General features: G+C 37.1%; 13 protein-coding genes. 4 read left to right on the forward strand and 9 right to left on the reverse strand.

The features are described from left to right. Positions 1-124 precede the first annotated feature (124 nt). The 3 genes from JI666_RS09215 to cuyA form a co-directional block, all read right to left on the reverse strand. Positions 125-280 (reverse strand): hypothetical protein, encoded by a 156-nt coding sequence (locus JI666_RS09215; protein WP_206891075.1) that lies wholly within the window; start codon positions 278-280, stop codon positions 125-127. 415 nt (positions 281-695) lie between these two features. Next, positions 696-2,135: a Na+/H+ antiporter NhaC family protein gene (locus JI666_RS09220; RefSeq protein WP_206891077.1), complete on the reverse strand. Its 1,440-nt coding sequence runs from the start codon at positions 2,133-2,135 to the stop codon at positions 696-698. 530 nt (positions 2,136-2,665) lie between these two features. Beyond that, entirely contained in the window at positions 2,666-3,661 is a 996-nt protein-coding gene (gene cuyA, locus JI666_RS09225) for a D-cysteate sulfo-lyase (RefSeq protein WP_206891079.1), read from the reverse strand. Positions 3,662-3,793: 132 nt separating this feature from the next. Between cuyA and JI666_RS09230 the strand changes: the two genes are divergently transcribed. Together JI666_RS09230 and JI666_RS09235 are read left to right on the forward strand one after the other, a co-directional pair. Further along, positions 3,794-4,663, forward strand: coding sequence for a LysR substrate-binding domain-containing protein (locus tag JI666_RS09230; RefSeq protein ID WP_206891081.1), 870 nt, complete (start codon positions 3,794-3,796; stop codon positions 4,661-4,663). A gap of 122 nt (positions 4,664-4,785) precedes the next feature. Beyond that, positions 4,786-4,962: a hypothetical protein gene (locus JI666_RS09235; protein ID WP_206891083.1), complete on the forward strand. Its 177-nt coding sequence runs from the start codon at positions 4,786-4,788 to the stop codon at positions 4,960-4,962. Positions 4,963-5,191: 229 nt separating this feature from the next. On the opposite strand, the gene JI666_RS09240 is transcribed toward JI666_RS09235, so the two are convergent. From JI666_RS09240 to istA, 5 genes are all read right to left on the reverse strand, one after another. Beyond that, positions 5,192-7,330 (reverse strand): DEAD/DEAH box helicase, encoded by a 2,139-nt coding sequence (locus JI666_RS09240; RefSeq protein ID WP_206891085.1) that lies wholly within the window; start codon positions 7,328-7,330, stop codon positions 5,192-5,194. Further along, positions 7,330-8,649, reverse strand: a complete 1,320-nt coding sequence (locus JI666_RS09245) for an ATP-binding protein (RefSeq protein WP_206891093.1) — start codon at positions 8,647-8,649, stop codon at positions 7,330-7,332. The genes JI666_RS09240 and JI666_RS09245 overlap by 1 nt, the downstream gene beginning before the upstream one ends. Continuing rightward, entirely contained in the window at positions 8,639-10,636 is a 1,998-nt protein-coding gene (locus JI666_RS09250; protein WP_206891095.1) for a TerB N-terminal domain-containing protein, read from the reverse strand. Before JI666_RS09250 ends, JI666_RS09245 begins: the two co-directional genes overlap by 11 nt. Positions 10,637-11,029: 393 nt before the next feature. Beyond that, positions 11,030-11,743, reverse strand: a complete 714-nt coding sequence (gene istB, locus JI666_RS09255; protein WP_206891096.1) for an IS21-like element helper ATPase IstB — start codon at positions 11,741-11,743, stop codon at positions 11,030-11,032. Continuing rightward, positions 11,740-13,140: an IS21 family transposase gene (istA, locus tag JI666_RS09260; RefSeq protein WP_206891097.1), complete on the reverse strand. Its 1,401-nt coding sequence runs from the start codon at positions 13,138-13,140 to the stop codon at positions 11,740-11,742. The genes istB and istA overlap by 4 nt, the downstream gene beginning before the upstream one ends. A gap of 178 nt (positions 13,141-13,318) precedes the next feature. On the opposite strand from istA, the gene JI666_RS09265 reads away from it, so the two are divergent. Both JI666_RS09265 and JI666_RS09270 read left to right on the forward strand, forming a co-directional pair. Then, positions 13,319-14,542 carry a competence protein CoiA family protein gene (locus tag JI666_RS09265; RefSeq protein ID WP_206891098.1) on the forward strand — a complete coding sequence of 408 codons (1,224 nt, stop codon included), beginning with the start codon at positions 13,319-13,321 and terminating at the stop codon, positions 14,540-14,542. A gap of 176 nt (positions 14,543-14,718) precedes the next feature. Next, positions 14,719-14,949 carry a hypothetical protein gene (locus JI666_RS09270; protein WP_206891099.1) on the forward strand — a complete coding sequence of 77 codons (231 nt, stop codon included), beginning with the start codon at positions 14,719-14,721 and terminating at the stop codon, positions 14,947-14,949. 34 nt (positions 14,950-14,983) lie between these two features. Here the strand turns inward: JI666_RS09270 and JI666_RS09275 are convergent, their stop codons facing one another. Next, the gene (locus tag JI666_RS09275) at positions 14,984-15,385 is read right to left on the reverse strand and encodes a hypothetical protein (protein ID WP_206891100.1); all 402 of its coding nucleotides are present in this window, start codon (positions 15,383-15,385) and stop codon (positions 14,984-14,986) included. Positions 15,386-15,496: the final 111 nt, after the last annotated feature.

A 15,496-nucleotide genomic window follows, 5' to 3' on the forward strand; every position in this document is an offset into this window, starting at 1 on the left:
CATCATACACTCAATTCCGATAAAATTCATCAACTTTGTCTGAATTAGGACTTTCGATTTTGCTTCTTACAAATAACGCCGTTTGAAAATGCGCTAAACAATTATTCTCTTTCTTCAACGAATCCTAACTTTTCTCCAGAACAACAAGTGAAGAAACCAATGGTACCAATCCAACTGGACTCTGAGAAACAACCTTCCATCCCTCTTGGAGAAGTTGATTTAACTCATCTACGTTATTGTTTTTATCGGATTGATATCTCACAGTGATGGCCTTTTGCATCATACACCTCCCTGAACCCTCTGTTATACGTAATGTTCTAACAAACTCTTGTTGGAGTAATACCACATTGCGTTTTCAGCTTAACCTGCTTTTTAACGAATGAATTACTTCCTACTTATTTCACCATACTCATTTAGTTTCCTTCATTGTCTAATAGTTTAAATGGTTCACAAATGCTTCATTCTCAATATCCAAAAACTAGCTACCTCAAAGTTATCTATAAACAGTTTGTTATCTGATCCTTGTTCGATCCTCTAGCTCTTCAACAGTGCACCGTTACTAACATAAAAACAGGGCTACCACTTTATTGATGTGGTACCCCGCTATCCCAAAGACTTTTAGAGTAATGACTATAATTTCATAGTTAATTCCCAGGAAGTTTTACTTTCTAATATCCGTTTTTAGTTAGACTTGTTTATAACGCCGCCCTACTCGCATCCTCCCCTTCTTGCACAGCCTCTCCTACCTGAACCTTCTCAGAGAATGTCCGGCGCCACCCTGTAATGACAGAGAATATCAATACGACTAATAAGCCCCAGGTATATGGATTAAAGGCCGCCACTAATATGGAAGGTAGCGGTATGTTATACGCGAGTGCGGTTGCAGCTAATGTACTATGCCATACGATGACCGCTACGTGCCACGGTAAAATGAAGAAGATTGTATTTACAGCACAGTCCATTAGATTTGCTCTTCTTGATGGCGATAAACGGAACTTTTCTCCAAGTGGCTTTACGAAGCTAGGTCCGATTACCATTAATGCGGGTGCATTATTTGCGATTGGTATTGAAACGAGTAATGTTAAGAATATAATAGAAGCTTCTGCTTTTCTTACCGTTTTGGCTACTGATTTTTCGATTGATTTTAAGAGTTTTGACATTGCGCCGCTTTCAATCAGAACTTGTGTGATGGCAAGGACCAGCAGCACGAACATGATTGCGCCCGTTACGCCGAGTATCCCATCTTCAATTAAGCCGGTACTTTCTCCCCGCTCAGCCGGGATAAAAAATAAGTTAGTCAGTTGGATATTTCCTATGCTCATTCCAAGAATGACAGCCGTGATATTGCCGTATATTAAAGCCTCTATAATGTGTCTGTTCATCAAAGCTGCACCTACTACAATAAGTAAACTTACCATCATCAACAAACCGGATGGACTTGCATTCTGATTAATAGCCGCTAACGAACTAACCTCACCGCCTCCGCCAGCTACTAATAATACGATAATCGTAATGACTCCTGCAGCGATTATGAGTGGGAGACGACTTAGAACAACATCACGCATAACTGCCCCCTGGGTATAAGCGGAAACAATTGTCGTATCTGAAACTGGAGAGAGGTTATCACCACATGCCCCGCCAGCCAATATAGCTACTGCGAGCATCGCTGGATCAGCACCTAAAAAGATACCAGCTGGATACAAAACAGGGGTCAAGGCGATCACTGTACCTGTGCTCGTTCCTACCCCCGTTGCAAAAATTGCAGCAATAACAAAGGCAAGTGCAGTAAACACAGCTCCTTGTGCACCTAATTCTAGTCCGAGCCATATGAGTCCATCAACTAATCCTCCTGCCTGCATGAGTTTGCCGAAGACACCGGCAAATAGCCATGCCGTGATGATCATGACACCATTCTTGTTACCGATCCCTTTAACAATCGCTTCGCTATAAGCACCTTTGTTTTTAGCCAAGAACAGACCGATTATGATCGCAATCCAGCCTCCAGCCCAAAAGGCTTGAGTACCACCTCGCTCAAATACAGACAATACAATTAAAAAGATGAGAAAAACCAGTAAAGGTAAAAACCCTCCGAATGTACCTCCATACATTTCTAGCTTTTTACTATCCTGATTCATTATGTCCCTCCTCATAGTTTTGTTTCTTAACCTAAGAGTCTTTAAGCTTCAGATAAGGATTGGTATAGTCAATAAGCCTTTGATCGTTAATAGATAGGGAGATAGATGTACCCTTCACGAATAATGAAGGTGAGGTAGTGCTCTGTCGCAGCTTCAGATTTTTCGAACGTTAAACTGAATGAAATAGCAATACAAGCTAATTATGAGCTTCTTGAACTGAATTTTATCTTCCGTAAAGTAATATTGTTATGTAAGTCATGGGTTGAAAACGAGTAGCTTAGAAAAGATAAGACGGAGTTTCGTGTTAATGAGAGGCTTGTTTGAAAAGGTATTGTTTTCTTCCTTTGTACATTAAGGGCGTTTGTTGATCTTGATAGTTTTAAATTCAAATTGTTCGTTTATAAAGAAGCGATTGGAAGTTAATCTCTAATAAATTCTTCATTCTACTAGACATTGGTAGGGTACATCCTCTCGAGTTAATTTATTTTTGAACGTTGAGGAAGCCCTACCTTTTTCAAATCTCAATTATTTCATTGGAATAGCGATGTATAATCGTAAAGAGCTGGCGAACCACCTGTATGTATAAATAAGACTTTATCGCCCTTTTTGAAGTAACCTTGACGTGTCAGATCAATAAACCCAGCCATTGTTTTACCTGTGTACACTGGATCTAATAGGATTCCTTCCTCCTGTGCTAATAGCGTAATCGCTTCATTCATACTTTCAGTTGGCAGAGAATACCCGGGACCCACATAATCATCAAAAACGTTTACTGATTCTCTATCGATTTTATTTGAGACATTTAAATACTCTGTTGTTTTGTTAACTAATTTATAAACATTCTCTTCCTGTAAGTTCTTCTCCTTATTCACACTAATTCCAACAATTGGGATAGGGTTATTGTTCCCTTCCATACCTACTAGAAGACCTGCATGCGTTCCGGCGCTGCCGCTAGTGGTAACGATGTAATCAATATCTAGTGATTCTTCAAAGAGTTGCATCAAGATTTCTTGCGCACAGGCAACGTAACCAGTAGCACCAATCTCGTTTGAACCACCTCCAGGAATAATATAAGGAGTTTTCCCTTCTGCCAGAACTTGTTCTGCAACTTTTTCCATCTCTTCTGCCATATTTGTCCCGCCTGGTACTACCGTAACCCCTCCAACGCCAAGTAAATTAAAAAGAAAGTTATTCCCATTCGCTTTTGGATGATAACTATCACTTACTCGTTCTTCCAACACAAGCCGGCAATCTAACTTTTCCTTCTTTGCTGCTGATAAGGTTAATCTGCAGTGGTTGGACTGTACAGCGCCACAAGTGATCAACGTATCCGCATTATTTTTTAAGGCATCTGCAACGAGGAATTCTAATTTTCTTGTTTTGTTACCTCCTCCAGTTAATCCAAGAAGATCGTCTCGTTTCATAAAGACTTCAGGTCCGCCTAGATAGTCAGATAAGTTATTTAACCGTTCGATCGGTGTTGGTCCAAAATTATATTTTCTTCTAGGTATGCTAGCTAAATTCATGTGATGCCCTCCTACTAATTAGTTTTAATTGAATATTCATAATATTACCATTACTATAAAGATAAGTGAAATTAATATTTATTACGATGATGATAAGTAAATCTAATTATAAAATGGAGGGATTTAGTTGATATGGATCGCTTACTGACGATTTTTATTACTGTAGTTGAAGAAAAAAATCTGACTCGCGCTGGCGAAAAGCTGTTCATCACTCAATCAGCAATAAGTCAGAATTTGAAGATATTAGAGAAGAATTTCAATGCCCAGTTGCTACATAGAACAAATAAACAAATCAGTTTAACAAAAGCAGGGGAGATTCTTTACTCTCATGGTCGACAAATATTAAATCAATACTCACTAGCGGAAAGGTTAATTCACGAACTGCATGAAGGAATTAGTGGTCCAATAAATATAGGATCAGGCTTTACATACGGTGAATACCTCTTACCTGATCTCATTTCAAGATTTATAACCAACCACCCGAAAATAAGGCCTAAAATCACCATTAAAAACTCCATTCGAATCGCAAACCAAGTCAAAGAAAACAACCTGGATATTGGAATTATTGAAAGAGAAGTGACAGACGACCTTATTCAAACCAAACCGTTTGCAGAGGACGAAATGGTCATTATCGTACCAACTACTTTTATTCACGATGAAGCTGATAAAAGTCATCTTTCTAACAAAACGTGGATCATAAGAGAGGAAGGTTCAGGGACAAGACAAGTTACGGATAACATGTTTAACAAAACGGGGATTAATCCTAAGAGAATCTTAGAATTTGGTAGTACCCAATTAATAAAAGAAGCAGTAAAAAAAGGGCTAGGCGTGTCATACATATCGAAAATGGCTGTACAAAACGAATTAGAAAAGGAAATAATCAAATCAGTAAGTATAGATAATTACAAAGATACGAGAAAGTTTTACTATGTCACGAATAAATCGCAACCTTCAACTAAGATCTTGGACTTGTTTATTAACACGCTTGAATTCAAATCTTAATGAAGGATTTTACTATAGCTGCTATTGGGTGGTGCCTGGCACCACCCGGTTTATATCATACTTTGTCGAAACATTTTCCGAAAGTTGAGAAAAGAAAAGTGTGCAATGAGGAGGAAAAAAAGATGGCTACTATCGCCATAACCCGAAAATTTGTTCTCAATGAAGAAGAAGTAACTCAAATTCTCGCGACTCCACGAAAAGAAATTAGACAAACTAATGCTTTCAATGATTTGAATTTATCCAAAGATGAAAGAGTTACTCACGCAGCTAACATCTTGAAATCAAACAAATGGAGATAAGGAGGGACACAGGGACAGGTTCATCGTCCCAATAATTACAAAATATCCCAATAGCATAGAGCGAATCACAGAACTTTAAGTTAGGAGTAAAGTAGTATTAAGGTTAATACAAACCATAATGAACCAATATAATGGGCGGGACAACTAACCTGTCCCTCTCGCTCTCAAGCTCAATCTCTCCATAAAATTAATTACCCCGATATTAATTATAAGTTGTTAACTTCACTTTTTATGAATGTACCGAGATAACTTTAAAATCAAATTCATCTAAGTATGCCTTAACTCCCTCTACATCCATCTCATGTGCTACATGCATTTCATCTTGCAAACTCTTAGGCAGGAATGGCTTGTATTTTGACATAAAAAACTCTGATTCTCTAACATTTGTTAATAAGTCTGCTACACTCCAGTCTTCTTCACTAATTTCATTTAAAATAGTAAGGATCTGGCAGTCTATAGGAAGTTCTATCCTACCTAGTCCGTCTCTACTTAATACGTAGATCCCTTTACTTCGCAACATCCATACCAATGTATTTGTAATCGTCGTTCCGGTAAAAGTCTCAAATAACTGAGTATCTTTATCTCTCCAAATAACCCTATCACCTGAGGATAATTTATTATAACGATAACTTCTTCTCATATCTTGCAGCGTAGCATTTCCTTCTTCATCTAAATAATGAAGATCCTTCGTGGAACATAATAACTCCATTATCTTTGCAGCTATTTTTTTGTGTATTTTAACGCCACCACTTAGGTATTTTGGAGGTTTTCCATCAAAGGCTTTATTTACATAGATTTTATTCCTCTCAGAGTCTACCGTTTTAATTTTCCATAGCTTACCTGCTAATATGATATTGTCTGACTCATTAAGGAACATTAGTTTATCAATTGTACCGATTCGTTTTACATTTTCAATAACTTCATATTGCTCGTTCGTCATAAAAACTGAATAGAATTCTTTTCCTCTCAGGAGTCTCTCTCCTTCTATCCCTACTATCAACTCATTTGAACCTTTTATTTTTTCAAGGTGCTCATTCTGCAACATGAACTCCACGAGAAGGCGAACATTCTCTTCTAAGAGACTTTCAAACATTGCGTTTGATTTCACCATATTTATCAACTCTCTAAGCTGGATGCCATTAGTTTCTTTACAAATCGATATTATTTGGTGAAACAATATATCGTAGGGAATAGGATATCCTATCGCTGGTTCCACCCATTTATCACGGACCAACTCCATTACTGCCACCGACTGTATGAGACTATCAGATTTAGTAGAATACAACTGTAACATTTGATTTGAATCTTTCTTTCGACCTGAGCGCCCTAACCTTTGCTTTAGAGCAGAAACTGTGAACGTACTGTCAATTTGTATAACAATATCAATACTTCCAATATCTATTCCAAGTTCGAGTGAGCTTGTTGCTACTACGCTCTTAGGAAGGGTTGACTCAGACATCGTTTTCTCTACATGTTCACGTTCCTTCTTGTCTATTGAAGAATGATGAGGAAAATATGTCTCCCCCATCCCCTCACGAGTCGCTAAACGGTTTAACAACACTGTAGCCTCTTCTACCAGTCCTCTGCTATTACAGAAGATAAGCGCCTTTTGATTGCGTGTTAAATCCCTAATATCTTCAAAAAGATTTAAAGGGGTTTTATGTGACTCTTCACCATCAAAGTGCATCAGACTATAAAGAAGGTTTTTATCGCTCCCTATCGATTCAATAACAGTAACCTTTTCAGGATATTGGAAGTTAACCCAGTCTTTTACTAAAGAAAAATTATCAATCGTAGCAGACAAACCTATGATTCTTGGACGTTTATTCATGTACCGTTCCAATCTGGATAGAAGAGATCGAAGATGAACCCCTCTCTCATCATCTAAGAAAGAATGGATCTCATCAATAACTATGAAATCACATCCTTTAAAGATATTACGCAATTGCTCAGTGCGATTTAAGAACAAACTCTCAATCGATTCAGGTGTGATTTGAAGAATACCTGCGGGCTTTTGAACAAATTTTTTCTTTTTGGATTGAGAGATGTCCCCATGCCAACGGTGAATAGGTATGTTTGTTTCATCACATAATGACTCAATGCGCTCAAATTGATTGTTTATCAGTGCTTTTAATGGGGATATATACATTACTTTTAGTGTTTCTTCAGCTTCCTTCTCTATCATTGAAATAATGGGTAAAAAAGCAGCTTCTGTTTTACCAGAAGCTGTACCAGAAGATAAGATAATGTCGTGGTCTGTTTCTATTACAGCAGGTATGGCTTTATCTTGAACATGTGTGAAGGACTCCCATTTCATTCGCCAGATCTTTTTCTGTATAGTCTTAGATAAAAGATTGAAAGAACCCATCACTCATCCTCCAAACTCGCAAATCTAGAAGAAATTTTGCTTGCTGGTTGTACTTCTTCACTTGTTGGATTCCCGAATATCTCTTCTCTGTTGTAATCAGGGTGTTGATGGATAATACTGAGAGCCCCCAAGTAATTTCGAATAATATCTCCTACCGTCAAATTTTCTTCAGCACCAGGACGATTATATTCCGCCTTCAAGAAAGAAGCTATCTCATCTTTTGTTACATTAGGTTCATAACCATAGTGAGCTGCGTGGATCTCTGTCAATTTAGTCAGAAGTAGAAATGTGTCATTATGGTTTAGAGGAGTTAACTTAATAACAGGTTGGGATAAGTCTCGGTGTTCATTCGTTTCAAATTTATTACTTTCTAACCGTCTTTTTAGTGCACCGTAACTAAATAAGCCCTTCCTTTCATCTTCCAAGAACTCATGTGTTCCTCCAAAGGTAATATACAAACCTTCCACATTTCCTTGAAGAGCATCATTGTAAACCTTTAAAATAGTTTCGTAGTTTTTCTCTCTAGTCTGAGGATGTGTAATCTTATAAAGGTTTATTGCTTCATCAAAGTTAATTACAAGACCAGCATACCCTATTTGGGAAACGAACTTAGCCATTACTTTAATGTAGTCATAGTAGTTATTGTCTCCTATGATATCTCGCACTCCTAAGTCCTTCCGCGCTTCTGTTTTGGTTGCATATTCTCCTCTAAGCCACCTAAGAGCACTACGCTGAAGTTCAGAATTGTCTTCTATGAACCCTCTAAAATAGATTGTTAAGATCCTTGAGAAGTCGTACCCTCCTGTTAAATCATCCATTTTTGATACGATTGAGGTAATTTCCTTCTCAACATCTTTCACGAAACCAGGGTTATCGAATTCTACCGAACCGTATTCTTTCTCCTGAACCACACGTGTTTGCACACTACTAATCCATTTATCCAATATGGTACCAAGTGCACTTCCGTCAGGTTTTGTTGCTATAGCTAAGTTCTTCATCAACTCCGTATAAATAGCCACAGCTTTGCCTTCACTTCCATACAACCTTCGTTCAGGTGAAAAATCTGCTTTTGCCACAACAAAGTTCTCATTAAACGCGATTTGTTGAATTAATGCTTGAATGAAACTCTTTCCGCTCCCGAACGGACCGATAAAGAATTTCACAATAGAAGATCCTTTCTTCGTATTTTCAAGGTCTTGTAATATTTGGTCTGCTTCATCTGTTCTACCTACCATAATGTGATGTAGCCCCCTCGAAGGAACCACACCACCAGATAATGAATTTAACACAGCAGTTGAATCTCTTTTCTTAATTTTCAATGCTCACACCCCTTGCCAATTCAATAACTTCTTCATAATCTTCTATAATTACAACTTTGTCATCCTCTTCTTCTAATAACGTATCTTCAATATGTTCCATTGCGAGTTCATTTAGTTCTGAAAGGAAAACGCCTAACATCATACCGTGATCTTTTGCAAACTCTTTTGCTTTATCCGTCCGGATTTCACCCTCTACGAAAAGAGTTAGAAACTCTTTTTGCACTTGATTCAAAGCTTCTACCAATTCATCAAAATTCTCTTCTCCATCTGAAAAGAAATCTGTAAATGTCTTGGTTTCTTCTTCTTTCTTAGGATTCATCCCCGTATCGAACTCTTTACTCTTACGTTCTTCTTTAACATCCGGTTGGATGCCTTCTGCACTCGGAGAGTCTTCCGAATCACTTTCTTTCGCTTCAATCTTATCTTTTATCTGATTTAATTCCTTGTCTTTCTGATTGATTTCTTCCCAGTCAAATTCGAGGTCTTTTCTATCTTCCTTTTCCTTCGGCTTTGGAGACTTTTCTTCTTTAGGTGGCTCAGGGATTTTGCTACCCTTAATGCTATCGTCCTTTTTTTGAACGGTTTTGAAACGCGCATTTATCATCTTCTCTTTCATATCATCTGAAAGCATTTCTAAATCCACCTTAATCTGACGTTTTTCACCGGTTTCTATACGAACGACGTTTTCTGCCAGCCTGAATAAATTTGTTACCACATTTGAGAGAGCTTCTTTTTCATAAATAACATTTACATATACATGAGTATCGTCATACTTTCTCCCCATCACAGCGCTACGGTATAAATGGCGAACTTGTCGCTCATTACGTGTGCCAAACCATTCATCAAGGAGATTTTTACCTTCTTCTTGATAACTTTCCTGCAACAGGGGAATGCTTTGCTTAAACTTTTTATAGATCTTATTTTTATGAGAAGCGAAAAAAGTAGTTTCACGATAGTTTTTAATATAGGGCTTCCAGTAGGTGATAGAGATAGACGATAGCGAGTCGCCATTCCCCTGGATGAGATTATATAATTTAGGACGGTTTTGTTCTTCTTTTGTGGATTGAATCGCTAAATCTTTTTCTCCTAATTCTAATAACATATCCGCAATCCACATATCTAAATACTTTATTAATTTTGGTTGCCGTTCTCTATAGTTATCATTTAGACGTTCCAACATACTTACGTTGAACGCCGCATTCTGATTGAAAGTGTAATTTAATAGCTCATACACAAATATAAAGATATAGCTCAAATCAACATCCATGTAATTACCTTTTAACGCTTGCTCTCTCCAATAAAAGTACCATTTCAAACGACGTTTATCTAAACTTTCAAACGTGGGCCAGTAAGATTCAAACGGTATTTCTTTACACTCGTACCCTCGGGTTTGAGCATACTTTAACGAATCTTTTATAAACGAATAGTGCGAACCTGATATTGAGATCTCAAATGAAAATCCATCTCGATCATAACTTTTCTTACTTGGTTTCTTGGCTTCTTCAATGGACTCCTTTATCTCAGAAGTTGTTTTGAGGTGGCTATACTTCGGTAAGATAATTTCTTGTTCTGAATAAAATGTAAAGCTATCTTTTAAGAAAGAGGACACTTTGTTAGTCTTAGCACCTGATGCTTTTTCAGAGCTACCATTTTCTTTTTCAGATTTTGTTACTTTCGTTTTATTCTTCATCTCACCCCTGTACGCCTGTAATTTATTATCTATTTCACCCTTTATATTCGTTGTCTCTTTAGACTTATCCGACGCTTTCTTTGGAGTATGCACTTTTTCATCTCCATTAATCTCTCTAGTCCATCTCCCCACGAATATCATATCGATCCAACCTAGAAAAATAGGTATGAACGTCCATGACAACAATAAGTACACGACAGCTCGTATATATTTACGGTAGTAAAATAAATGAGCCCCCACTATACCGAGAAAAAACGCCAAACAATATCCTGTTAGGGCTGATTTCTTTTTTCCCAATTTACTTCCCCCTTTTAAAACCTATTACCTAAAGTATAACTGTTTTCAATTAGGAATTTAAGAAAAGAGAGTGAATCACTCCCATTTCTCTTCCATTCCCTCTACATATCTATGTATTTCCTATTTAAATAAAACCAAATTAATAATCCGCTTGCTAACACATATTAACGGAAGAGGGATTAGGTACTTGCCAGACCTATTGTAATGCACCTTAACTAGAATTTAACCCCTATTGACCTAATCCATTTTTTGTAAGAAAATTAATATAAAAATGGGGGGTATTACTGTTGAGATATGCGTTACATACGATTGACAATGAGTTAGAATGTATTTGGCAACTACAAAATGTTGTAAATGGCAGTTAAAAATGTATGCCACTTGCCACTCCACGTATTAAATTAAAGATTCCTTGTATCGAAAGCTCTCACCCGTAAATAAAAGTAGGTGGGAGTGATGAATCAGTCGGTCTATTACTGCTTCCGTTAATATTGGATCTCCGAATACATGATTCCACTGTCCAAACTGTAAGTTTGTTGTAATGATAATACTTTTGGTTTCATAACACATCGATATTACTTGAAAGAGTAGTTCTGCTCCTTCTTTATTCAACGGAATGTATCCCAATTCATCTAACACTAATAAATCAAGCTTTTTGATCTGCTTCATTACTTTCTGAAGTTCTCCTTTTTGGTTGGCCTCTATGAGATGATTCACCAAAGATGCCACCGTAAAGAACTTTACTTTACTGCCAAACCTATGTATGGCATTTAAGCTAATTAAAGTCGCCAAATATGTTTTTCCCGTGCCAACTCCTCCATATAAAATGAGGTTTTCTTTTTCGTGGATGAAGTCGCCATTCAACGCAGCTTCTCGGCTAATCCCTTGTGGGATTTGAATATGCTCCCACAAAAATCGTTGAGTACCCGTCTTAGGTAGTTGAGCCTGGCTAAGTAAAAGGTTGATTTTTCTTTCTTCCCGATTCTCTACTTCCTTTTTGAATAACTCCAGAAGGAATTCTTCATTCGTTTCGGCTTTGACCTCCTGATAATGCTCTCGAATCCAGCTTAACTTCAAACGTTTGGCCAACATTTCTATTTGGTGATTCATTTTATGCGATCTCCAGTCTCCATGAGGGAATCATAGTGAGACAAACCCCTCGTGGCTGCCGGCACAATAGGAACTTTCATCGTTGGCTTAATGGTTTGATAGCTGTTGTTTCCTTGGATGATCGAGTAAAAACAATGCTTAATGTGATCTGCCTTAGGATGACCATGTCCCATGGCCAATTCAAGTGCTTGATTCAATAATTCAAAGTCGTTATTCTTCAACAGTTTCCCGAGTAATTGTAAGGCTTCTTTCTGTTCATGCTCTGTGCAACGGTTTAAGTATTCCGTCCATACTGGTGGAAACTGCTCATACAAGCTTGAATATTTGATTGCTCTTGGACGTCTCGACAATAAATCTAAATAGGGCTGCCAAATCATCGACTTTCTCTTTATCCCATACAATCTGTTGTGCCTCACAATCACCTCGTTATGATCATTTAGAATGACTACAGAATTATAGGTGATATGGACATTTACTTTCTGCCTGGCAAAACGCGGTGATGTAGAATAAAGCTTATTGTCTACCGAGACCATCCCATACTTATCTGCGGTTAGTGTTTCATGCCTTACGCAATCGTAAGATTTAACAGGGGGTATCAACCACTCATCTTTATCTTCTGAGTGAAGCTGTGTTTGTAAAATACCCTTATCATAATGAATACGACTACGGTCTTCTTTGGCTAAAGTCCATAATGTCTCGTTGAAGTGATCAAGATCTAGTATGGTACATTCAGGCAACAGGAAATTATTTCGCACATATTTCACCATGGCTTCCACATGCCCTTTTTCATTTCCTTTCCCTGGATTACAGAACTCATATTTAAAGCCATAATGTAACACGAACCGTTCAAATGTATTGGTGAGCTCGCGCTCCCCCTTAGCTCCTATTTTCTTTACAGCTGGCGAAAGGTTATCAAACCTTATTGTATGTGGCACGCCTCCCATATAATGAAACATACGTTGAAGACCCTCCAGTAAACACTCTGTGTTTTCCGAAGGAAAAACCTGAAAATAAAACGTATTACTGTAGGGGAATGACATTACTAAATATGGAAGATCAATCACCTTCGATTGATAAATGAATGGTGCTTCTCCAAAATCTACTTGGGCAGTCCCTGGTATAGATTCAAGAGGGAGTGCTGCCTCTTCTACATACGCTTTCAATTCTTTCTTTTTCTTCTTAAGGTCTTCGTTGATCCATTTCTCAATAATAGGTTTAACTGGATCCATTACCGGTGATCGGCGCGTTTGCTTCTTTCTGGACTTGAATTCTTCCTGGTTGGCATACTTGCTAACCGTACGTGCATCAATCTTCATGCGTCGCCCTATATCCGCATAGGAATCGCCTTTTTGATTGGCTTCATATCTGATATAATTAATTTCAGTCACTGCTAACATCTCCTAATAGCCTCCTGTCGAACGTTGTTGGTCCAACGAGGAGTTTAAAGTTATTGGGAGTGATTGGCAAGTGGCTTTTTTTATGTTCAGCTCCTACATAAATTAGCTGCCAAACCTTACATTTTTAGAATGCCATAAACAGTTAGAATATCTTCCTTATGCTGTAGACAATGAAGCAGTGACAAACTACAAGCAACTCGCTAATAAAGGGATCTTTCAATGTCCTGATTGCAAAGCTAAATTAATTGTTAAATATGGAGAAGAACGTGGTTTGTATTTCTCACATTTGCATTCCGAAACTTGTAAGGAATCGAAACAATATAATAATGCTTTGACAAGATATCAAAAGCAAAACGAACGAGAAACTAAGAAACATCGGACTATAGTAGATATAATCTATGATGAGCTAAAAGCTCAGTCCAGAATAAATCATCATCTTTTCGTTGAATTTGGTCCTAGAGCCAAGCCAGACTCTAAGGTTATTCCAGATATACTGTTAAAAATAGAACATAAAGTGATTGCAATTTCAATTATTACTAACGTCAATCCAAACAAAGATGAGAGTTTAGCTCGTGAAATTATTAAGAGACACAATTACTTTGAGCAGAACAATATGTATCCTATTTGGTTTATTGAGCGAAAAGAACTCGCTATTGAGAAAGAGAAAACCAGTATTGTCCTTTGGGAAGCAGAGTACAAGATTGCAGCACACACAAGTGAAGACAGGGAATGGAATAGCTTAATTAGAAAACTTCACCCTACGATTAACTTTTTTAAATTATACAACTATCCTATAGAAAATCGATTAAATAAATTGGAGACTGGTAGTCTTTACTATATTTATGAAGAAAAAGAAAAGCTGATAGTAAATATTAAAAGGTTCCTAAAAGATCGTACATATAGACCTTATCGAGCATTTCTACTACACGAGGGATATAGTCTTCCACTCGCTGATGCACTTTCAATAAGCTCTGAAAATAAACTTCTCCTATCTAATCCTAATCAAGAAATATCTAACAGAAAAAAATTCTTAACTAACCATCTAGAGCTTCAAAAACTCGAAGAACAAAGATTAAAAAAAGTTCGTGAAAAAGAAGAAAAGAAAAAGGCATTACAATTAATAAAAAAGGAAAGCAATAATCATCTTGATCTAACTAGCTCTTCTACGATGAAGTCTTCTTCTAGAAACAAATCAATATCCACCAAAAAAAAATCGACTTTGACAGATAAATTACTATATGAACTATTGCGTGTGAGAATAAAATTAAATTTACATGAAAGAAACCTTTTACAAGATTATTTGGAGTCAACTAATATTGAACCTATTGAGATATGGGAATTAGTAGAAATTCACAAATGCAAGTCATATAATCATTTAGAAAAGTTATTAAATAGTAAGTAAATTGTTGAATAGAAATAATAATTTAACTAAGAGGGATTTCATGTGCTACTAATCCTTCTTATTATTGATAGATTCCTATTCTTAATGAATAAAAACGAAGTAGATGAGGTATTCTATTATAAGTTAGTACAATTAGTACGCGGAGGTGATGACCTAATGAAAGAAGTTATGCAAAGTTGGCACAAATGAGCAATGAAGACGCGAAACGTTATTGGAAAGAAGGATTAGGTCAAGAGATGGCCTACTATGACGCAAATATTAAGAAAGACATAGAAATAGAAATAAAGGAAAAACAGCTTAAGAAATTATTACGTACTGGTAAGTTTTCAAAAGCTAAATTAAGAGAAGTTATTGACCTCGAACCAGCAATATTTACTATTTTATATAATCGAAACAAGCTTGATTGATCTACTATACTTGATCTAAATGCTGAGTACTAACTTAACGTATCTCCTTCCCCACTAACCAATCACAAGCCTGCCCAGCAACAAAACTCTCAAACTCATCACTCACATTACCGGCACAATCATTAAATATTTCAGTTATGTCCTTCCAATAAAGCACTCCTAGTCCTTTAAAATTTTGGAGACCACCCTTCCGATATTGAAAATGCTCTACAAATTGTTTCCTACCCTGGACAATCTCTTCGTAGTATTGGTTAACTGTCCTCACCCCTATAGGGGAATACTGCTCATCAAGCACCAGCAGTGAAAAATAAAAGTCCTTTTTCCCGGCATAGTTCGATCCCACGTCAATGTTTCGCAATACCTGATTCCGTTCTTTATTGTGAGTTGTACCAGCTGAGATATCTGATTTATATTTCGCTTCAATAACTAGAATCATCGGGGACGGTTCTAGTGATTCATCATCTAATTAATAAAAGACCAGGCGAGCTAATTACTGATGTATATAGCCGACTGGTCTTTCTTATGCTCATATAGATGGACTGAAAGA

It is taken from the genome of Bacillus sp. NTK071 (genome assembly GCF_017303315.1).
Lineage (GTDB): Bacteria > Bacillota > Bacilli > Bacillales > Guptibacillaceae > Guptibacillus.

Bases quoted from the DNA above. Each gene is read 5' to 3' on its own strand.
- JI666_RS09235 (WP_206891083.1), top strand. From the start codon at position 4,786: ATGGCTACTATCGCCATAACCCGAAAATTTGTTCTCAATGAAGAAGAA.
- JI666_RS09275 (WP_206891100.1), bottom strand. From the start codon at position 15,385: ATGATTCTAGTTATTGAAGCGAAATATAAATCAGATATCTCAGCTGGT.
- cuyA (WP_206891079.1), bottom strand. From the start codon at position 3,661: ATGAATTTAGCTAGCATACCTAGAAGAAAATATAATTTTGGACCAACA.
- JI666_RS09215 (WP_206891075.1), bottom strand. From the start codon at position 280: ATGCAAAAGGCCATCACTGTGAGATATCAATCCGATAAAAACAATAAC.
- JI666_RS09240 (WP_206891085.1), bottom strand. From the start codon at position 7,330: ATGGGTTCTTTCAATCTTTTATCTAAGACTATACAGAAAAAGATCTGG.
- JI666_RS09220 (WP_206891077.1), bottom strand. From the start codon at position 2,135: ATGAATCAGGATAGTAAAAAGCTAGAAATGTATGGAGGTACATTCGGA.
- istA (WP_206891097.1), bottom strand. From the start codon at position 13,140: ATGTTAGCAGTGACTGAAATTAATTATATCAGATATGAAGCCAATCAA.
- istB (WP_206891096.1), bottom strand. From the start codon at position 11,743: ATGAATCACCAAATAGAAATGTTGGCCAAACGTTTGAAGTTAAGCTGG.
- JI666_RS09230 (WP_206891081.1), top strand. From the start codon at position 3,794: ATGGATCGCTTACTGACGATTTTTATTACTGTAGTTGAAGAAAAAAAT.